Source organism: Serratia sp. J2 (assembly GCF_046269175.1).
Taxonomy (GTDB): domain Bacteria; phylum Pseudomonadota; class Gammaproteobacteria; order Enterobacterales; family Enterobacteriaceae; genus Chania; species Chania fonticola_C.
This window is the reverse complement of the sequence record NZ_JBKABN010000033.1, coordinates 16,383-35,928: the sequence shown is the minus strand read 5'-3', so window position 1 is coordinate 35,928 and position 19,546 is coordinate 16,383. Positions and strand designations below refer to the sequence as shown.

General features: G+C 52.3%; 18 protein-coding genes and 4 tRNA genes. 18 read left to right on the top strand and 4 right to left on the bottom strand.

Translation table 11 applies throughout. From position 1 onward, the window contains the following. Positions 1-401: 401 nt before the first annotated feature. Positions 402-1,793, bottom strand: a complete 1,392-nt coding sequence (locus tag ACKWMY_RS24475; RefSeq protein ID WP_074032097.1) for an MFS transporter — start codon at positions 1,791-1,793, stop codon at positions 402-404. Positions 1,794-1,996: 203 nt separating this feature from the next. On the opposite strand from ACKWMY_RS24475, the gene pncC reads away from it, so the two are divergent. The 13 genes from pncC to luxS all read left to right on the top strand — a co-directional run bounded on the left by pncC (position 1,997) and on the right by luxS (position 11,987). After that, a complete protein-coding gene (gene pncC, locus ACKWMY_RS24470) occupies positions 1,997-2,485 on the top strand; it encodes a nicotinamide-nucleotide amidase (RefSeq protein ID WP_199062785.1) in 489 nt (162 codons plus the stop codon). A gap of 112 nt (positions 2,486-2,597) precedes the next feature. After that, complete coding sequence (gene recA, locus ACKWMY_RS24465; RefSeq protein ID WP_024530727.1) at positions 2,598-3,662, top strand: recombinase RecA; 1,065 nt, start codon at positions 2,598-2,600, stop codon at positions 3,660-3,662. A 58-nt stretch (positions 3,663-3,720) separates the two neighbouring features. Continuing rightward, a complete protein-coding gene (recX, locus tag ACKWMY_RS24460; RefSeq protein ID WP_409487213.1) occupies positions 3,721-4,254 on the top strand; it encodes a recombination regulator RecX in 534 nt (177 codons plus the stop codon). Positions 4,255-4,385: 131 nt separating this feature from the next. Next, positions 4,386-7,013, top strand: a complete 2,628-nt coding sequence (alaS, locus tag ACKWMY_RS24455; RefSeq protein WP_074032101.1) for an alanine--tRNA ligase — start codon at positions 4,386-4,388, stop codon at positions 7,011-7,013. 254 nt (positions 7,014-7,267) lie between these two features. Further along, a complete protein-coding gene (gene csrA / locus ACKWMY_RS24450; RefSeq protein ID WP_004091602.1) occupies positions 7,268-7,453 on the top strand; it encodes a carbon storage regulator CsrA in 186 nt (61 codons plus the stop codon). A 333-nt stretch (positions 7,454-7,786) separates the two neighbouring features. Then, positions 7,787-7,879 (top strand) — tRNA-Ser (locus ACKWMY_RS24445). Between the two features lie 3 nt (positions 7,880-7,882). After that, positions 7,883-7,959: transfer RNA gene (locus tag ACKWMY_RS24440), tRNA-Arg, on the top strand. Positions 7,960-8,159: 200 nt separating this feature from the next. Continuing rightward, a tRNA-Arg gene (locus ACKWMY_RS24435) sits at positions 8,160-8,236 on the top strand. Positions 8,237-8,288: 52 nt separating this feature from the next. Beyond that, positions 8,289-8,365, top strand: a tRNA-Arg gene (locus ACKWMY_RS24430). A 306-nt stretch (positions 8,366-8,671) separates the two neighbouring features. Then, entirely contained in the window at positions 8,672-9,238 is a 567-nt protein-coding gene (gene yqaB / locus ACKWMY_RS24425; RefSeq protein WP_024485178.1) for a fructose-1-phosphate/6-phosphogluconate phosphatase, read from the top strand. Continuing rightward, a complete protein-coding gene (locus tag ACKWMY_RS24420) occupies positions 9,235-9,663 on the top strand; it encodes a YqaA family protein (protein ID WP_024530730.1) in 429 nt (142 codons plus the stop codon). The genes yqaB and ACKWMY_RS24420 overlap by 4 nt, the downstream gene beginning before the upstream one ends. Positions 9,664-9,744: 81 nt before the next feature. Further along, entirely contained in the window at positions 9,745-11,307 is a 1,563-nt protein-coding gene (gene gshA, locus ACKWMY_RS24415) for a glutamate--cysteine ligase (protein WP_024530731.1), read from the top strand. A 164-nt stretch (positions 11,308-11,471) separates the two neighbouring features. After that, positions 11,472-11,987 (top strand): S-ribosylhomocysteine lyase, encoded by a 516-nt coding sequence (luxS, locus tag ACKWMY_RS24410; protein ID WP_021182180.1) that lies wholly within the window; start codon positions 11,472-11,474, stop codon positions 11,985-11,987. A 59-nt stretch (positions 11,988-12,046) separates the two neighbouring features. Here luxS and ACKWMY_RS24405 read toward each other — a convergent pair whose 3' ends face one another. Both ACKWMY_RS24405 and ACKWMY_RS24400 read right to left on the bottom strand, forming a co-directional pair. After that, the gene (locus ACKWMY_RS24405; RefSeq protein ID WP_024485181.1) at positions 12,047-13,336 is read right to left on the bottom strand and encodes an HlyC/CorC family transporter; all 1,290 of its coding nucleotides are present in this window, start codon (positions 13,334-13,336) and stop codon (positions 12,047-12,049) included. A gap of 63 nt (positions 13,337-13,399) precedes the next feature. Further along, on the bottom strand, positions 13,400-14,194 hold the full coding sequence (locus ACKWMY_RS24400; protein WP_024530732.1) for an inner membrane protein YpjD: 795 nt from the start codon (positions 14,192-14,194) through the stop codon (positions 13,400-13,402). A gap of 166 nt (positions 14,195-14,360) precedes the next feature. On the opposite strand from ACKWMY_RS24400, the gene ffh reads away from it, so the two are divergent. From ffh to rplS, 5 genes are all read left to right on the top strand, one after another. Next, positions 14,361-15,722 carry a signal recognition particle protein gene (ffh, locus tag ACKWMY_RS24395; RefSeq protein ID WP_021182183.1) on the top strand — a complete coding sequence of 454 codons (1,362 nt, stop codon included), beginning with the start codon at positions 14,361-14,363 and terminating at the stop codon, positions 15,720-15,722. Between the two features lie 214 nt (positions 15,723-15,936). Beyond that, positions 15,937-16,185, top strand: a complete 249-nt coding sequence (rpsP, locus tag ACKWMY_RS24390) for a 30S ribosomal protein S16 (RefSeq protein ID WP_004932501.1) — start codon at positions 15,937-15,939, stop codon at positions 16,183-16,185. 18 nt (positions 16,186-16,203) lie between these two features. Beyond that, positions 16,204-16,752 (top strand): ribosome maturation factor RimM, encoded by a 549-nt coding sequence (gene rimM, locus ACKWMY_RS24385; protein WP_021182184.1) that lies wholly within the window; start codon positions 16,204-16,206, stop codon positions 16,750-16,752. Between the two features lie 52 nt (positions 16,753-16,804). Beyond that, complete coding sequence (gene trmD, locus ACKWMY_RS24380) at positions 16,805-17,548, top strand: tRNA (guanosine(37)-N1)-methyltransferase TrmD (protein ID WP_021182185.1); 744 nt, start codon at positions 16,805-16,807, stop codon at positions 17,546-17,548. A gap of 77 nt (positions 17,549-17,625) precedes the next feature. Then, the gene (gene rplS / locus ACKWMY_RS24375) at positions 17,626-17,982 is read left to right on the top strand and encodes a 50S ribosomal protein L19 (protein WP_024485183.1); all 357 of its coding nucleotides are present in this window, start codon (positions 17,626-17,628) and stop codon (positions 17,980-17,982) included. 345 nt (positions 17,983-18,327) lie between these two features. Here the strand turns inward: rplS and ACKWMY_RS24370 are convergent, their stop codons facing one another. Continuing rightward, complete coding sequence (locus ACKWMY_RS24370) at positions 18,328-19,248, bottom strand: cation diffusion facilitator family transporter (protein ID WP_024530733.1); 921 nt, start codon at positions 19,246-19,248, stop codon at positions 18,328-18,330. Positions 19,249-19,546: the final 298 nt, after the last annotated feature.

Below are 19,546 nucleotides of genomic sequence, written 5' to 3'. Positions count from 1 at the left end.
TATCTGCCAGAGTGGATTAGTATCCACATTGAATTAATGGTTTCGAAAATTACCCGGTCACTTTATTTTTTTCAAGATAAACTGCATTTTACTTACCTGTTATAATATCGATTAATAAAAATAAATTAATTTTAAATCAACTAGTTAACTTTTTTGTTTCGAGGGTTGTACTTATTTTAAAGTTGGTGCTACCGAGAGGGATAAATAATACCATTACATGACAAAACTAACGGTTATTGAGGGTTTTAATGGCGCTTATCTGCGGGGCAATAAAGGAGTATTTTTTGAAACTGTGAAGTAAAGATTGTTTATTTATAAGTTATGCTACTGATTTTATGGGGTGACATAAGAAAACCTTTATATTTGTGGGGGTGAGGCGTGGAGGACCACGCCTGGCTGACCTATAGCATGGTGTAGGCTTTTTTCAGCCCGGTGTCTTCTTCAGGATCCGCACCTTGAGGATGGGCAGGCTCTTCTTCCGTGAGCGATTCAGTCAATGGAGCTTCTGCTAGTGGATCGGGAGCGGCCTCCGGCGCGGGCATCGTATCTTGAATGGTCTGCTCATCGAACGTCGGGTTTAATGCCGGGGAAAGGGGGGAACTGGAGAGGCTGTCTGGCATGGCGATATGGGGCACTGGCGCATCCTGTACAAACTGAGACTCATCCTGTTTGACCGTTCTGCTGCATGCCATAATCAACAGACCACACAGCGCGAAAAACACGTACAGGATGTTCCCACCCAAAGGCTGGATCAACGCACCGACGGCCAGCGGCCCGATGCTGGCCCCCACGCCAAACGCCATGAGCAAGCAGGCAGCCAGGGAAACGCGGCGTTCTGGCTCAATCATGTCGTTGGCCAGCGCTACCGCCAGCGGATACAGGGTGAACTGCAACATGCTGACCATGAAGCCGACGATCAGTAACACCGGGAAATCGATATGGGGCAATAGGGCGAGTGGCAAGGCGGCAATCACCAGCAGTAGTGCGTTAACCCGCATCAGCAGCGTACGGTTGTAACGGTCTGACAGCCAGCTCAGCGGAAACTGCGCCACCAGCCCGGCAAAGATAGCAATCGCCATAAACAGACCGGTTTGCTGAGTGGTTAATGCCTGCTGGCTGGCATATACCGGCGCCAGCCCGTAGAAGGAACCTACCACCATGCCGATCACCAGCGTGGTGGCCAACACTTTAGGGATGGCGTGCACAAAATAGCGCAGCTCCATGGGGGCGGGCGACATATGTCGGGCATTGGTGCGGGTTGTCAGAGCAATCGGCACCAGGCAAAGGGAAAAACACAGCGCGATGAGCAGCAGTGTGCTGATGCCAAGGTTGGCTTGCAGCATCAATACGATCTGCCCCAGCGACATGCCAAGATAAGAGGCCGCCATATAAAAGCCGAATACCATGCCGCGCTGATTGGATTCGGACTGATCGTTCAGCCAGCTCTCCAGCACCATGTACTGGCACATCATACATAGGCCGATAATCAGCCTCAGTACCACCCAAACCGGGATGTATTCCGTCAGGCCGTGGCCCAGCACCGCTGCGGTAATGATCCCGGCGCAGGAGACATAGGCGCGGATATGCCCTACGCGGGCAATCAGAAAGTGGCCGACCTTGCCACCGATCACCAGGCCGATGTAGTTGGCGGCGATAATGGCCCCGATCAGGGCGCCACTGACGTTGATGGAGGTTAACCGCAGGGAAATGTAGGTGGTCAGTAACCCTGAACCCAGCAGCATCAGCAGGGTGGTGGTATACAGCGGAAAGAATACACCTAACGTTTTTTTCACTCGGCCTTCCTGTTTTAGTCGAAGATTGAGGCAAATGGGTTTGCCGCAACAAGCTGGACGTATCCCCGATACTAGCAGTTAGTACAACGGCTTAAAACCGCAGCACTGCGAAGCGCTTGGCATTTCGGCCGGTAAAATGCCGCAGAGGCTTGATAAATGCTACCATCAGGCGCATATACCTTGATTGATTAAAAGGAGAGGCCATGAGTGAGAAACGGTTGCGTGAGCTCAGTATTGCCGTCGGACAAAGGCTAAAGGACAGTGGGCGTTGGATCAGCTGCGCAGAGTCCTGTACGGGCGGTGGTATTGCCAAGACAATTACCGATATTGCTGGCAGCTCGGCCTATTTCGATCGCGGCTTTGTCACTTACAGCAACGCGGCAAAGCACGAACTGCTAGGGGTGGCGGAAGCGACCCTGCAGGCTCATGGCGCGGTCAGTGAGGAAGTGGTGCGTGAGATGGCGCAGGGCGCGATGCATGCGGCCAAGGCCGATCTGGCGCTTTCGGTCAGCGGCATTGCCGGCCCAGACGGTGGCAGTGTGGAAAAACCGGTGGGCACCGTCTGGTTTGGTTTTGCCGAACGTTCCGGCCGGGTGCTGGCACGCAAAATGCAATTTACCGGCGATCGTGACGCGGTGCGTCTGCAGGCAACCCTTTTTGCGCTGCAAACGGCGCTTGATGAATTTTTGTAAAATTAGGCTTGATACTGTATGACTATACAGTATAATTAGCGACAATTTCCTGCACAACATACATTCAGCGGCAATGTGAGTCACTCTGACATTGCGCAACGAAGGAGCAAAAATGGCTATTGATGAGAACAAGCAAAAGGCGTTAGCTGCGGCACTGGGCCAGATTGAGAAACAGTTCGGCAAAGGCTCCATCATGCGTCTGGGTGAAGACCGCTCCATGGACGTAGAAACGATCTCCACCGGCTCGCTGTCACTCGATATTGCACTGGGTGCAGGTGGCTTGCCAATGGGCCGTATCGTCGAGATTTATGGCCCGGAATCCTCCGGTAAAACCACCCTGACTCTGCAAGTTATTGCCGCTGCGCAGCGCGAAGGTAAAACCTGTGCGTTTATCGATGCCGAGCATGCGCTGGATCCTATCTACGCCAAGAAACTGGGCGTGGATATCGATAACCTGCTGTGTTCTCAGCCGGATACCGGTGAGCAGGCGCTGGAAATCTGTGATGCGCTGACCCGTTCCGGCGCGGTTGACGTCATCATCGTCGACTCCGTAGCGGCGCTGACGCCGAAAGCGGAAATTGAAGGCGAAATCGGTGACTCACATATGGGGCTGGCGGCACGTATGATGAGCCAGGCCATGCGTAAATTGGCCGGTAACCTGAAGAACGCCAACACCTTGCTGATCTTCATCAACCAGATCCGTATGAAAATTGGCGTGATGTTCGGTAACCCGGAAACCACCACCGGGGGTAACGCCCTGAAGTTCTACGCTTCTGTCCGTCTGGATATCCGCCGTATCGGTGCGATCAAAGAAGGTGATGAAGTGATCGGCAGCGAAACCCGCGTGAAAGTGGTGAAGAACAAAATCGCTGCGCCGTTCAAACAGGCAGAGTTCCAGATCCTGTATGGCGAAGGGATCAACAGCCGTGGCGAACTGGTCGATCTGGGCGTGAAGCACAAGATGATCGAGAAGGCCGGTGCCTGGTATAGCTACAATGGTGAGAAGATCGGTCAGGGTAAGTCCAATGCCTGTAACTTCCTGAAAGAAAACCCGGCCATTGCTGCGGAACTGGACAAAAAACTGCGCGACCTGTTGCTGCACAGCAATGGTGAAGCAGTTGCTGCCAGCGCCGAGCAGGCCGATGATAACGAAGCAGAAACCAGCGAAGAGTTTTAATCTTTGCCGGTGGGTATACGCCCGTTAGGGCGTAGACCGATCACCAAGGCTTGCAGATATGAATGACGTAGGTTCCCAATCTGCTGGTAATCAGCAAAATACGTTGATTAGCCGTGCGATGCGGTTATTGTCCCAACGCGATCATAGTGAAGCCGAACTGCGCCGCAAACTTGCGGCGCAGCCATTTATGGCGAACGCCAGATTCGGTAGCAAATCCCCTACAGCCCCCCCCGAAGAGCCCGTCGATCCCGCAATCATTGAACAGGTAATTAGCTATTGCTACCAGCATAACTGGCTGGACGATCGGCGTTTTGCCAATAGCTTTATCGCCAGCCGCAGCCGCAAGGGATATGGCGCGCAACGCATTCGCTCAGAACTGATGCAAAAGGGTGTGGATAAAGAGATAGTGCAGGACGCATTGGCGGAATGCGAAATTGACTGGTGTGAGCAAGCCAGGGAGATCGCGCTGCGCAAATTTGGCGATCCGTTACCGGTAGAATGGAAAGAGAAGGCCAAGGTGCTGCGCTATCTGCTCTATCGTGGCTTCTTCCAGGAGGAAATTCAGTCGATTTACCGTGATTTTGAGCAATGAATGCACACGGCGTTTTACTTCCCCCCGAAGAAAATTTATCTTATCCCCACATTTAGTTCGTGAGCCAGAGGATATCGTCAGGATGTCGAGCCTCTTTCACGCATCGTTATTCTAGTCTTTCCGGGAAAATTATGAGCAAGAGCACCGCTGAGATCCGTCAAGCGTTTCTCGATTTCTTTCATAGTAAAGGCCACCAGGTTGTAGCAAGCAGCTCCCTGGTACCTAACAATGATCCGACATTGCTGTTTACCAATGCCGGCATGAACCAATTTAAAGACGTTTTCCTGGGGCTGGACAAGCGCGCCTACTCGCGTGCCACCACTTCACAGCGTTGCGTGCGTGCCGGTGGCAAGCACAACGATCTGGAAAACGTCGGCTATACCGCCCGTCACCATACTTTCTTTGAAATGTTGGGCAACTTCAGCTTCGGTGACTATTTCAAGCACGATGCCATCAGCTACGCGTGGGAACTGCTGACCGGTGAAAACTGGTTCAACCTGCCGAAAGAAAAGCTGTGGGTCACCGTCTATGAGACCGATGATGAAGCCTTCGACATCTGGCAGAAGCAGATTGGCGTGCCTGCGGAACGTATCATCCGCATCGGCGATAACAAAGGTGCGGCCTTTGCTTCCGATAACTTCTGGCAGATGGGCGACACCGGCCCATGCGGCCCGTGCACCGAGATCTTCTTCGACCACGGCGATCATATCTGGGGTGGCCCTCCGGGTAGCCCGGAAGAAGATGGCGATCGCTATATCGAGATCTGGAACATCGTGTTCATGCAGTTCAACCGTCAGTCTGATGGCACCATGCTGCCGTTACCGAAGCCTTCGGTGGATACCGGTATGGGCCTCGAGCGTATCGCTGCGGTGCTGCAACATGTCAATTCCAACTACGAAATCGATCTGTTCACCACCCTGATTGCCGCCGTCGCTAAACTGACCGGCGCAACCGATATGGGTAACAAGTCGCTGCGCGTGATTGCGGACCATATCCGTTCTTGTGCCTTCCTGATCGCCGATGGCGTGATCCCGTCGAATGAAAACCGTGGCTACGTGCTGCGCCGTATCATTCGCCGCGCGATCCGTCATGGCAACATGTTGGGCGCGAAGGATACCTTCTTCTATAAGCTGGTTGCTCCGTTGATCGAAGTGATGGGCCCGGCTGCTGACGAGCTGAAACGCCAGCAGGCTCAGGTTGAGCAGGTACTGAAATCCGAAGAAGAACAGTTTGCCCGTACGCTGGAGCGCGGTTTGGCGCTGCTGGACGACGAACTGGCCAAGCTGCAGGGCGATACCCTGGATGGCGAAACGGCATTCCGTTTGTATGATACCTACGGTTTCCCAGTGGATCTGACCGCCGACGTCTGCCGTGAGCGTGGCCTTAAGGTTGATGAGCAAGGCTTTGAGCTGGCGATGGAGGCTCAACGCCGCCGTGCGCGTGAGTCCAGCGGTTTTGGCGCGGACTACAACAGTCTGATCCGTGTTGACGGCGCAAGCCAGTTCAATGGTTACGATCGCGAAGAGCAACAGGCGAAAGTTACCGCACTGTTCCGTGATGGTCAGCCAGTGGCTGAGATCCATGCGGGTGAAGAAGCCGTGGTGGTGCTGGACGAAACGCCATTCTATGGCGAATCGGGTGGTCAGGTCGGCGATAAAGGCGTGCTGAAAACGGCTGGCAGCGAATTCGTCGTGAGCGATGCGCAGAAATATGGCCAGGCTATCGGTCATCTGGGTAAGCTGGCTAGCGGCTCGCTGAAGCTGAATGACCGCGTTGATGCAGTGATCGACAGCGAACGCCGTAACCGTATCCGCCTGAACCACTCCGCTACTCACCTGTTGCATGCGGCTTTGCGCCAGATCCTGGGTGAGCACGTAGCGCAAAAAGGCTCGTTGGTTAACGACAAGTACCTGCGTTTTGACTTCTCACACTCCGAAGCGATGAAGCCAGAACAAATCCGCGCGGTAGAAGATTTGGTTAACCAGCAGATCCGTCGTAACCTGTCGGTGCAGACCGAAGTGATGGCGTTGGACGATGCCAAAGAGAAAGGCGCGATGGCGCTGTTTGGCGAGAAGTACGATGATCACGTGCGTGTGCTGACCATGGGCGATTTCTCTACCGAACTGTGTGGCGGTACGCATGCCAACCGTACCGGTGACATCGGCCTGTTCCGCATCCAGAGTGAATCTGGTACAGCAGCCGGTATCCGCCGTATTGAAGCTGTAACGGGTGAAGGGGCGATAGCGACCTTGCATCAGCAAAGTGACCTGTTACAAGATGTTGCTCACTTGGTGAAGGGTGACAGCAATAACCTCAGTGATAAGGTGCGTGCGGTGCTCGATCGCACTCGTGCGCTGGAAAAAGAACTGCAACAGCTGAAAGATCAGCAAGCTGCACAGGAAAGCGCTTCGTTGTCGAGTAAGGCTACGCTGGTCAATGGCGTGAAGCTGCTGGTCAGCCAGTTGGATAACGTTGAGCCGAAGATCCTGCGTACCATGGTTGACGATCTTAAAAATCAGCTGGGTTCTGCGATCATCGTGTTAGCCACGGTGGAAGAAGGCAAAGTCAGCCTGATTGCGGGTGTTACCAAAGATCTGACCGACCGGGTTAAGGCCGGCGAGCTGATCGGCAACATCGCACAGCAGGTTGGCGGTAAGGGCGGTGGACGCCCTGATATGGCAATGGCTGGGGGCAGTGATGCCAACGCCTTGCCAGCGGCATTAAACAGCGTAGAGGCCTGGGTGGCCGCGAAACTGTGAATATAAATAAATAGGCGCGTTACTGACGCCGTAAGCCACTGTGGCTTATGGCGTTTTTAGACTGTGCTAACACAATGTAGTGACAATTGCGGGAACAAAGTTTTCCAGGTCGGCTAAACTTATTCTTAATCTGGAGTGACACCAAGTCTGCTTACATTTATTGTGGGTTCTTGACTTACGTTTTCACTGCATATAATGGATAATGGCGGGGAAACTGAGAGACCCGACTCTTTTAATCTTTCAAGGAGCAAAGAATGTTAATTCTGACTCGTCGAGTTGGTGAAACCCTCATGATTGGCGATGAGGTTACGGTCACAGTGCTAGGGGTTAAAGGCAACCAAGTTCGTATTGGTGTGAATGCCCCCAAAGAGGTGTCTGTTCACCGCGAAGAAATCTACCAGCGCATCCAGGCCGAGAAGTCTCAACAGACGACTTACTGATTTCTAAGTAGCGTCTCGTTCTATAACGAGACGCTTCTTGCTTTTACTGACCCGCTTTCCCCCTCCTTTTCACACTTATCGTTATCTGCCCCCACTTTTTTGACAATAATCTTTCTCCTGCGATCAAACTCTTATCCGCGGTAACACGGCATTTTCTTGTTGATAAAGCACTCTTTTTGCCGTGAAATCACTCATGTTGCCTGTGATTTGTGCAAACGCGCAAGAGTTGGGAAAAATTGTTTGACTTATAAACCCACGAAAGTAATATGTGCGCCACGCAGTGCCGATGAGCTTCTTTAAAGCAAGTTAGGCACGATTCGCAAGAAGCGTACTGGTGAGGTGGCCGAGAGGCTGAAGGCGCTCCCCTGCTAAGGGAGTATGCGGTCAAAAGCTGCATCCGGGGTTCGAATCCCCGCCTCACCGCCATTTGCATCCATAGCTCAGCTGGATAGAGTACTCGGCTACGAACCGAGCGGTCGGAGGTTCGAATCCTCCTGGATGCACCATATTACTAAGTGTTTGTCTGAGAGTGTTTAGCTCACAGATGAATGCGAGCTGAAAGGTAGCACAAAGGGGGATAACGTTGCTTTAGCAACGGCCCTGCGGGCGAAGCGGTTACGCTGAGTAATCCTCCTGGATGCACCATATTTTGCAGTATGGTGGGGTAGTAACGACATACCATACGGTATCAAAAAAGAATTCCTGTGCATCCATAGCTCAGCTGGATAGAGTACTCGGCTACGAACCGAGCGGTCGGAGGTTCGAATCCTCCTGGATGCACCATTCTTCAAGTGAAGTTTCACGGAACGAAACCCATCGCTAAAAAAATAAAACTGCATCCATAGCTCAGCTGGATAGAGTACTCGGCTACGAACCGAGCGGTCGGAGGTTCGAATCCTCCTGGATGCACCATATTATAATGTACCTATCGCGAGCGCTAACTTGTAGATAGATACAATATGGAAGGTAGCAATAGGGAGGATAATGTTGCACTGCAACAGCCCAACGGGTGAAGCGCTTGCGCTGAATAATCCTCCTGGATGCACCATATTATAGAGAAACCCGCTTCGGCGGGTTTTTCGTTTTCTGCTTTCCAGCTTCCGTCTTTGCTTCTTATAAGCTCTCTTCTACACCGCATTTTCCGTCATGCTCTGGCAGCGACAACCTTTCGGCTTTACGCTAAAGTAGCTTTCTTTGCTCAATGGTCATGGAGTCACGATGTACGATCGCTATCAGGGTCTGATCTTCGACATGGACGGTACCATTCTGGACACCGAGCCAACGCACCTTAAGGCGTGGCACGAGGTGTTGGCACGTTACGGAATGAAGTTTGATGCGGCCGCCATGACAGGGCTGAACGGCTCACCTACCTGGCGTATTGCTCAGGCGGTGATTGCCGCACATCAGGCCGATCTCGATCCTCATCAGTTGGCCGCCGAGAAAACCCGTGCGGTAGAAAGCATGCTATTAGACACGGTGCGCCCGTTACCGCTGATTGAGGTGGTGAAGTCTTACCATGGCCGTCGTCCCATGGCGGTAGGGACGGGCAGTGAGCACCGGATGGCGGAGATGTTACTGCGTCATTTAGGGCTGTTCGACTGCTTTGATGCCATCGTCGGGGCGGATGATGTTCAACGTCACAAGCCGGAGCCGGATACTTTCCTGCGCTGTGCTGAGTTGATCGGCGTGCCTCCTGAGCACTGTGTGGTGTTTGAAGATGCCGATTTCGGCATTCAGGCCGCCAGAAGCGCCAATATGGCCGTGGTGGACGTTCGCACGTTGTGAGTAGTACGCTGGCGGTCATGTCGCTGTTTGGCAGCAGCTTCCTTAGTGCGACGCTGTTGCCTGGCAATTCAGAGATCGTGTTGGTTGCGTTGTTGACCAACAGCAGCGCTTCACCAGGTTTACTGGTGCTGGCTGCAACGTTGGGAAATACCCTGGGTGGGTTGACCAACGTCATTATCGGGCGCCTGTTACCGGCGTTGAAACCACAACGCGGGCTGGAAACGGCTCTTGGTTGGTTACAACGCTTTGGCCCGGCTGCGCTGTTGCTCAGTTGGGTGCCGGTTGTGGGCGATTTATTGTGCGTGTTGGCAGGCTGGCTGCGCATGCCATGGGGCGCCGTTACGCTGTTTCTGTGTATCGGAAAAGCGTTGCGTTACATCATCTTGACGATGATTACGCTGCAGGGTATCGCCTGGTGGCATTAACCAAGTGAATATAACTCAATATTCTCTAGGGAGCGGATTCAGTATGCTTACAGCTATCGTTTTTAGAAGCGGGAGGTCAATTTGATCCCGGACGTATCACAGGCGCTTTCTTGGTTGGAAGCCCACCCTCATGCATTAAAAGGGATCCGGCGCGGTATTGAGCGTGAAACACTGCGGGTAACCGCGGATGGCACGCTTGCCAGCACGGGTCATCCAGAACAACTGGGGGCGGCATTAACGCACCATTGGATCACCACGGACTTTGCCGAGGCGCTGTTAGAATTTATTACACCGGTTGATGATGACCTCGATCACTTGTTGACGTTCCTGCGCGATATCCATCGTCACGTGGCGCGCAATCTGGGTGATGAGCGCATGTGGCCGTTGAGCATGCCGTGCTTTATCAACGCCGAGCAGGATATCGAACTGGCGCAATTTGGCACCTCCAACATTGGCCGGATGAAAACGCTGTACCGGGAAGGGTTGAAGAACCGCTACGGCGCGTTGATGCAAACCATTTCCGGGGTGCACTACAACTTCTCCCTGCCGCTGGAATTTTGGCAGGCGTGGGCTGGCGTTGAGGATGAAGAGAGTGGCAAAGAGCAGATCTCTGCGGGATATTTCCGCCTGATCCGCAACTACTACCGCTTTGGTTGGGTGATCCCATATCTGTTCGGGGCATCGCCAGCCATCTGTTCCTCGTTCCTCAAAGGCCGGGAGACCGATTTGCCGTTTGAGCGCAATGAACGGGGCATGTGCTATTTGCCTTATGCCACCTCGCTGCGCCTGAGCGATCTGGGTTATACCAATAAGTCGCAGAGCAATCTGGGCATTACCTTTAACGATCTGCAAACCTATGTGCAAGGTCTGAAACGCGCTATTGCGACGCCTTCAGAAGACTATGCCAAGCTGGGAGTGAAAGAGGGCGATCGTTATCTGCAACTTAACAGCAACGTGTTGCAGATAGAAAACGAACTCTATGCCCCGATCCGGCCAAAACGCGTCACCCATAGCGGTGAGACACCGTCAGATGCGCTGTTACGCGGCGGTATCGAATATATCGAGGTGCGCTCGCTGGACATCAACCCATTCTCGCCAATCGGTGTGGATGCGGTACAGGCGCGTTTCCTGGATCTGTTCCTGGTGTGGTGCGTATTGGCGGATGCGCCAGAAATGAGCAGCGATGAGTTGCTGTGCACTCGTAAAAACTGGAATCGGGTGATCCTGGAAGGGCGTAAGCCAGGCCAGACCATTGGCATCGGCTGTAACGATACTCGTGAACCGTTGGATAAGGTCGGCAAAGCGTTGTTTGGCGATCTGAAGCGCGTGGCCGAAGTGTTGGACAGTGAAGCGGGCGATCGACAATATCAGCAGGTGTGTGAGCAACTGGTGGCGGCGTTTGACGATCCGGAGCTGACGTTCTCGGCCCGTATCCTCAAGCAAATGAAAGCCCAAGGCACCGGTAACGTTGGCCTGGAACTGGCGGAAAAATATCGCAAAATGCTGATTGCGGAGCCGTTGGAACTGCTGACCGAAGAGCAACTCGCTCAGGAGCAGCAAGCCTCGTGGCAGCGCCAGCGCGACATAGAAGCCAGTGATACGCTAAGCTTTGAACAGTTCCTGAAGGAAAACGGCGGGGGCTGAAAAAGAAAAAGGCCACATCACTGTGGCCAAATACACATCTCTGAAAACAGTGATGATGATAACAAATGCGCGTCTTTCATAGATTAAGACCCGCAGGGTTGGAAAAGGTTTCATCGGTACGAAAAAAGTTTCGAAATAAATTCATTTTACCAAGAGGTGATGACATGCCACTGCTGGATAGCTTTACCGTAGATCATACTCGCATGGCGGCGCCGGCTGTCCGCGTTGCTAAAACCATGCAAACCCCCCATGGGGATACCATCACCGTATTCGATCTGCGTTTCTGTCGCCCGAATCTGGAAGTGATGCCAGAGCGTGGGATCCATACCTTGGAACACCTGTTCGCTGGCTTCATGCGCGACCACCTGAACGGTAACGGCGTGGAGATCATCGATATCTCGCCAATGGGCTGCCGTACCGGCTTTTATATGAGCCTGATTGGCGTACCGGAAGAGCAGCGCGTGGCCGATGCCTGGCAAGCCGCGATGGCGGACGTCCTGAAGGTGACTGACCAGCGCAAGATCCCTGAACTCAATGAGTTCCAATGCGGTACTTACCATATGCACTCGCTGGAAGAGGCGCAGGAAATTGCCAAGCATATTCTTGAGCACGGCGTGGTAGTGAACCATAACGAAGAGCTGGCATTGCCGAAAGATAAGCTGCAAGAGCTGCACATCTAGATTTGGTGCAAAAATACAGTGAAAAAAGACGCGAAAGCGTCTTTTTCTTTGGCTTGTATCTAGTGGTTCTGCACGCTGGCCTGTAAGGATTTAATCGGCGTGACGCGCACCTGCTTGATCATATTGTCCTGCACGTCGAGGATATCAATATCATAGTGGCTGATGCGCACCCTGGTCCCGATGCTGGGGATCTCCTCCAGCTCTTCAAGCAGCATGCCGTTGATGGTTCTGGCCTCGGTGGCTGGCAGCGTCCAGTTGAAGGCCTTATTAAGCTCACGCACGTTGGCACTGCCGTCGATCAATACCGAGCCATCGCTCTGTGGATTGACTTCCTCCGCCAGCGTAGGTGACATTGAGGTGGTGAAGTCGCCTACGATTTCTTCGAGGATATCCTCAACCGTCACCAGCCCCTGGATATCACCATACTCATCGACCACGATGCCGACCTTCTCTTTGTTACGCTGGAATTTTACCAGTTGAACGTTGAGTGGCGTGCCCTCTGGCACGTAGTAGATCTCATCGGCTGCCCGCAGCAGGTTCTCTTTATTGAACTCCTTTTTCTCGGTCATCAGCCGGTAGGCTTCGCGTACGCGCAGCATGCTGATGGAGTCGTCCAGTGAATCGCGGTACAACACGATGCGGCCATGTGGGGAGTGTGTCAGTTGGCGCATGATCGACTTCCAGTCGTCGTTGATATCAATCCCGACGATCTCATTGCGCGGCACCATGATGTCTTCCACCGTCACCTTCTCCAGATCCAGCACAGAAATCAGCATGTCCTGATTACGGCGTGAAATCTTTGACTGGGACTCGTTCACAATGGTTCGTAGCTCCTCTTTACTCAACGCGCCGCTGATACGTACGTTGGTGCGGATGCCGAAAATCCGCAGCACCAGGGTAGTAATGCCATTGAGCAGCCACACCAGTGGGAACATGACTTTTTGCAGCGGTGCCAGCAGGAAGCTGCTAGGGAAGGCAATTCGCTCAGGATAGAGAGCGGCAAAGGTTTTGGGTAACACTTCGGCGAACAGCAGTACGACAAAGGTCAGCACCCCGGTGGCGATTGCCACGCCAATATCGCCATACAGGCGCATCCCGACAATGGTCCCCAGCGCAGAGGCCAGGATATTGACCAGGTTGTTGCCAATCAGCACCAGGCCAATCAGGCGGTCAGGTTTTTGCAGCAGCTTCTCTACCCTGCGTGCGGCACGGTTGCCCTGTTTGGACAGGTGGCGCAGACGATAGCGGTTGAGCGTCATCATGCCGGTTTCGGATGCTGAAAAATAAGCGGAGACCGCGACCATAATCACCAAAATGAAAATGAGGGTCTCTGTCGAAACGTGCTCCAACGCGGTATTCCTTATGTTGGGGGAGAAGAGTGCCTTGGCGGACGATGGAGCGCCGGGCCAGACTTAGCGCACCATCATCAGTTCCTGGAGCAGGCGGCTCCCGAAGTAGGCCATGGTAAGCAGAAAAGAGCCGGCAAAGCTGAACCAGACCACGCGGCGGCCACGCCAGCCCTCGTGATAATGGCCCCACAGCAGCACGATATAAACAAACCACGCCATGATGGACAGCACGGCCTTATGCACGTTCTCTTTGCTAAACAGGTTGTCCATATACAGCAGGCCGGTACACAGCGTCAGCGTCAGCAACACCACACCGATCTGGGTGATATGAAACATCTTACGCTCAATACTCATCAGCGGCGGCATATCGGCACTGAAACTGAGTTTCTTATGTTTCAGCAGGTAATCAAGCCAGGCGAGTTGCAGGGCGTACAGCGTGGCAATAATCAGAGTGGAGTAAGAGAACAGCGCCAGGCCGATATGCACCATCAGTTCCGGGCTGGCTTCCAGATGGGTAATAAATTCCCCAGGCAGAAAGCTGGCAAACGCCAGGTTGATCATCGCAAAGCTGTAGACGATCGGCAGCAGGAACCAGCCGCGATCTCGGGAGGCGACGTAAGTCATCACCGAACAGATAATCAGGCCAACGATGGAGCCAATGTTCAGCAGGCTGAGATTTTGCCCGGCGCTGACGTCAAAAATGCGCTGCTGGAGGGCAATGGCATGGCAGACCAGCGCCACTACGGCCGAGACCAGCGCCAGCCGACGGTATGCGCTATTCTTCCGCAACAAACTGGGAATGATCAGTCCAAGGCTGAGCAGGTAGGCCATCAAAGCCACAAGAGAGAATACTGGCATAGCGTTATTTAGCATCGGCATGGTTAATTGGAATGCCAGTATAACGTTGAGCGGCCCCTACTCCAACCAATCTCCAACGCTGAGGCAGAGATCGTTGTAGCAACGTGTTATAATCGCCGCAATTGTGTCGCCACTGCGGCCTGACTCTTACGTTGAGCATGAGACGATGTTTGAAAATTTAACCGATCGATTGTCGCGCACCCTGCGCAATATCAGCGGCCGCGGGCGGCTGACCGAAGAGAACATTAAAGAAACCCTGCGTGAAGTGCGTATGGCATTGCTGGAAGCGGACGTTGCGCTGCCGGTCGTGCGTGACTTCATCAACCGTGTGAAAGAGAGCGCGGTTGGGCATGAAGTTAACAAAAGCCTGACGCCGGGCCAGGAATTCGTCAAAATCGTCAAGAGCGAGCTGATTGCCGCGATGGGCGAAGTGAACACCGAGCTGAACCTGGCGGCGCAGCCACCGGCGGTGGTGCTGATGGCGGGCCTGCAAGGTGCGGGTAAAACCACCAGCGTGGCCAAGCTCGGCAAATTCCTGAAAGAAAAGCAGAAGAAAAAAGTCTTGGTGGTTTCTGCCGACGTGTATCGCCCTGCGGCGATCCGGCAGTTGGAAACCCTGGCGGAAGGTGTCGGCATCGACTTCTTCCCGTCAGACGTGAAAGAAAAACCGATCGACATCGTTAACCGTGCGCTGCAACAGGCCAAGCTGAAGTTCTACGACGTACTGATCGTCGATACCGCGGGCCGCCTGCACGTAGATGAAGCGATGATGGACGAAATCAAACAGGTACATGCGGCGATCAAGCCGGTGGAAACCCTGTTTGTGGTCGACGCCATGACCGGCCAGGATGCGGCCAACACCGCCAAGGCCTTTAACGAAGCGCTGCCGTTGACCGGCGTCGTGCTGACCAAGGTCGATGGTGATGCGCGCGGCGGTGCGGCGTTGTCTATTCGCCACATTACCGGCAAGCCGATCAAATTCCTCGGTGTGGGTGAGAAAACCGACGCGCTGGAGCCATTCCATCCGGATCGCGTAGCCTCACGTATTCTCGGCATGGGCGACGTGCTGTCGCTGATCGAAGATATTGAGAGCAAGGTTGACCGCGCACAAGCGGAAAAACTGGCTAGCAAGCTGAAGAAGGGCGATGGTTTCGATCTGACCGACTTCCTCGACCAGCTTAAGCAGATGCGTAATATGGGCGGTATGGCCAGCATGTTGAGCAAACTGCCGGGCGCTGGCCAACTGCCAGACAACGTCAAATCGCAGATGGATGACAAAGTGCTGGTACGCATGGAGGCGATCATTAACTCAATGACGCTGAAAGAGCGTGCCAAGCCGGAAATTATCAAGGGTTCTCGCAAACGTCGTATTGCGATGGGCTCCGGCATGCAGGTGCAGGATGTTAATCGGTTGTTAAAACAATTCGACGATATGCAGCGCATGATGAAAAAGATGAAAAAAGGCGGAATGGCGAAGATGATGCGTGGCATGAAAGGTATGATGCCGCCGGGCTTCCCAGGCCGTTAAAACCACGCCGCAGCAAGGCTGTGGCGGGTTTGCCGATTTACCGATCACGGTAAAACCTGTCCGAGAGCGTGATGGTGCAAAAACGAATTACCGGCAATCTACGCTTTAGATTGCTTTTTGCGCCAAAATGAGTAAAATTTTCGGGCTTTTTATATTGCAACCGGGCCCCGTCCCTCAATGGGGCCCGGCTGTTTTATTAACTAAAGAGGATGTTATGGTAACAATTCGTTTGGCACGTGGCGGCGCTAAAAAGCGTCCGTTCTATCAAGTAGTAGTGACCGACAGCCGCAATGCTCGTGATGGTCGTTTCATCGAGCGTGTAGGTTTCTTCAACCCAATCGCATCTGGTCAGGCTGAAGCACTGCGTCTGGACCTGGATCGCATTGAGCACTGGGTTGGTCTGGGTGCTACCGTTTCTGATCGCGTTCACGCGCTGATCAAAGACGCTAAGAAAGCAGCTTAATCTGTCGCGGTGGTGGCAATGAGCAAGCAACTCAAACCGGTAGCACCTAAGCAGCCGATTGTACTCGGTAAGATGGGGTCTACTTACGGCATCCGTGGTTGGCTCAGAGTGTTTTCATCCACCGAGAACGCCGAAAGCATATTTGACTATCAGCCCTGGTTAATCCAGCGCTCTGGTCAGTGGCAGTTTGTCGAGTTGGAAGACTGGAAACGCCACAGTCAGGATCTGATCATCAAGGTCAAAGGCATTGACGATCGGGATGCTGCGAATTTACTGACCAATTGCGAAATTGTCGTAGATTCCGAGCAGTTGCCTCCGCTGGAAGGCGATGATTACTACTGGAAAGACCTTATGGGCTGCCAGGTAGTCACCACTTCCGGATACGAGCTGGGTAAAGTCATCGATATGATGGAAACCGGTTCTAACGACGTAATGGTCGTGCGGGCAAACCTGAAAGATGCATTCGGTATGAAGGAGCGGTTGGTCCCGTTTCTTCATGGGCAGGTTATCAAGAAAGTCGATCTCGCCGCCAAGATTATCGAGGCTGAGTGGGATCCTGGTTTTTGACCTCCGGATTTAATGGTCGAAGCAAGTGGAATAACAAAATGGGGATTGGCTGGTGTTCATTGGTATCGTAAGCCTGTTTCCTGAGATGTTTCGCGCAATCACCGATTACGGGGTAACTAGCCGGGCAGTAAAAAATGGCCTGCTGAGCGTGCAGTGTTGGAGTCCGCGTGACTTCACCTACGACCGGCATCGTACCGTGGACGATCGCCCTTATGGCGGCGGCCCGGGAATGCTGATGATGGTGCAACCCTTGCGGGAAGCTATTCATGCAGCAAAAGCAGCGGCAGGCGAGGGAGCAAAGGTGATTTATCTGTCACCTCAGGGGCGCAAGCTGGATCAAACCGGTGTGCGCGAACTGGCGGCTAACCAGAAGATGATCCTGGTATGTGGCCGTTACGAAGGGATAGACGAGCGCGTGATCCAAACCGAAATTGACGAAGAATGGTCAATCGGCGATTACGTTCTCAGCGGCGGTGAACTACCGGCAATGACCCTGATAGACTCGGTCGCCCGCTTTATACCGGGTGTTCTGGGCCATCAGGCTTCGGCAGAAGAAGATTCTTTCGCTGAGGGATTGCTGGACTGCCCGCACTATACCCGCCCGGAGGTGTTAGAAGGGATGGAGGTTCCGCCAGTTCTGCTGTCGGGCAACCATGCCGAGATACGTCGCTGGCGCTTAAAGCAGTCGCTGGGCCGTACCTGGCTTAGAAGACCTGAACTTCTAGAAAGCCTAGCTCTGACTGACGAGCAAGAGGTGTTGCTGGCCGAGTTCCAACGGGAACATCGGGCTAAGTAACAGGACTATGAAGGGAACGTCTGAGCGTTGTCTCGACGAGACCGATATATCAGTTTACCTAGGGTAAGAGACATATTATGAGCAACATTATTAAGCAAATTGAACAAGAGCAGATGAAGCAAGACGTACCTGCATTCCGTCCGGGTGATTCCGTGGAAGTGAAGGTATGGGTCGTTGAAGGTACCAAAAAACGTCTGCAGGCATTCGAGGGCGTGGTTATCGCTATTCGTAACCGCGGTCTGCACTCTGCATTCACTGTTCGTAAGATTTCCAACGGCGAAGGTGTTGAGCGTGTATTCCAGACTCACTCCCCAGTAATCGACAGCATTACTGTTAAACGTCGTGGTGCCGTTCGTCAAGCCAAACTGTACTACCTGCGTGAACGTACTGGTAAGTCTGCTCGTATCAAAGAGCGTCTGAACCGCGTTAACTAACGCTGCATCCAAAAGTTAATAGTTATAAGGGGATTACCGTCATGGTAATCCCCTTTTTTTTGTTGGGTGACACGCAGAACGGATGTCGTGATCCCCAAGAAGGATAACAGTCGGTGTTAACTCCATTATCTGGCGAACTTGATGAGTGCTGGAGATCTGGTGGCAACAAGGCCGTCAGGGCTGGCTCTACTATGCGTACAACAGTAAAACAGTTGACGGCTGGCCTAAATGATCGGTTCACAGAGAACTGAAACTCCTGGCAGATTACTGATCCCGTTAACGTCACTTAATCATCGAGATGATAAGCGACGGCGACAGGGGCAGTTATCGCCGAAAGTACCTCCTCTACTGATTGGAACTATTACAATAGGGATCTACATGAGTCATAACATTTAATACTCTGTGATTCTCTAATACTCTCTTCCTTGCGTTGACAGCAATATCATGCCCCTCTTTAACTGATAAATGACTATCAATATCCAAGTGTACATCAACAATAATCAGGTCACCTACCTTCCTTGTTTTAAAATCATGAACACCCAACACTCCCTCCGTGGCTAATAATGTTGATTTTATTTCTTTCTCAGTATCACTATCGACCGCTTTGTCCATTAAGTCGTGCAGTGAATCTGACATAAATGAATATCCCATTTTGGCAACTATAAGGCCAACTATGAGTGCTGCAACAGGATCGAGGAATTTAAAACCCAATAAATTACCAATAATCCCCAGAGCAACGACCAACGATGAGGCTGCATCAGAGCGTGCGTGCCAAGCATTAGCAACCAACATGCTTGACTTAACTCGCGTCGCTACGGCTAACATATACCTAAAAAGTAACTCTTTGAAAACTAATGCTATCAAGGCCACCCATAGCGCAATAATATGGACTTGAGGAATAGTATCAGGATTGTGGATTTTGTTGATCGCAGACCATAACATACCAAGGCCTACAATGAACAATAGAGAGCCTAGAATTAATGAAGCTCCATTCTCATACCGAAAGTGGCCATAATTATGATCCTCATCAGGTTCTTTTTTGCTTTTATTATTTGCAACGATAACAACAAAATCTGCGATGAGATCTGAGAGTGAATGTATTCCATCCGCAATCAATCCCTGAGAACCGGAGAAGATCCCGGTAATAATCTGCCCCAATGTTAAGAAGCAATTAACAACTACACTTACCCATGTACTTTTTCGTGCGGCATGGAAACGCACATGAGATTCATTATTACTTTCATTAATCATTTTATCGTGTCTCATATCATCTTTCAGTGAATAACTAACAATGTACGGTTATTGAATGACAATTTTTATCTCCTTAAGGTCTTCTTAAGTTATGGCGGCTAGACTAACACCAATCACAAGGGAGAAATGATGATTTTAAGATATTTAAATATGCCATCCGTCTACACTTGGCAAGAAAATTTTTACTGCTAGCCTTACATCATGAAGTTGATAACTGATTGACTACTAGCATGTCTGTATCAAGCATAGCATCTTGATAAATAATTTTATTAGCTAACGTTGAGTCAGAGAGTTACCGGTTAGCAGAAGGCGT

Excerpts from the sequence above, each read along its gene's own strand:
- rimM (WP_021182184.1), top strand. The coding sequence starts at position 16,204 with ATGAGCAAGCAACTCAAACCGGTAGCACCTAAGCAGCCGATTGTACTC.
- yqaB (WP_024485178.1), top strand. The coding sequence starts at position 8,672 with ATGTACGATCGCTATCAGGGTCTGATCTTCGACATGGACGGTACCATT.
- luxS (WP_021182180.1), top strand. The coding sequence starts at position 11,472 with ATGCCACTGCTGGATAGCTTTACCGTAGATCATACTCGCATGGCGGCG.
- rpsP (WP_004932501.1), top strand. The coding sequence starts at position 15,937 with ATGGTAACAATTCGTTTGGCACGTGGCGGCGCTAAAAAGCGTCCGTTC.
- alaS (WP_074032101.1), top strand. The coding sequence starts at position 4,386 with ATGAGCAAGAGCACCGCTGAGATCCGTCAAGCGTTTCTCGATTTCTTT.
- ACKWMY_RS24370 (WP_024530733.1), bottom strand. The coding sequence starts at position 19,248 with ATGAGACACGATAAAATGATTAATGAAAGTAATAATGAATCTCATGTG.
- recX (WP_409487213.1), top strand. The coding sequence starts at position 3,721 with ATGAATGACGTAGGTTCCCAATCTGCTGGTAATCAGCAAAATACGTTG.
- pncC (WP_199062785.1), top strand. The coding sequence starts at position 1,997 with ATGAGTGAGAAACGGTTGCGTGAGCTCAGTATTGCCGTCGGACAAAGG.
- rplS (WP_024485183.1), top strand. The coding sequence starts at position 17,626 with ATGAGCAACATTATTAAGCAAATTGAACAAGAGCAGATGAAGCAAGAC.
- ACKWMY_RS24400 (WP_024530732.1), bottom strand. The coding sequence starts at position 14,194 with ATGCCAGTATTCTCTCTTGTGGCTTTGATGGCCTACCTGCTCAGCCTT.
- recA (WP_024530727.1), top strand. The coding sequence starts at position 2,598 with ATGGCTATTGATGAGAACAAGCAAAAGGCGTTAGCTGCGGCACTGGGC.
- ffh (WP_021182183.1), top strand. The coding sequence starts at position 14,361 with ATGTTTGAAAATTTAACCGATCGATTGTCGCGCACCCTGCGCAATATC.
- csrA (WP_004091602.1), top strand. The coding sequence starts at position 7,268 with ATGTTAATTCTGACTCGTCGAGTTGGTGAAACCCTCATGATTGGCGAT.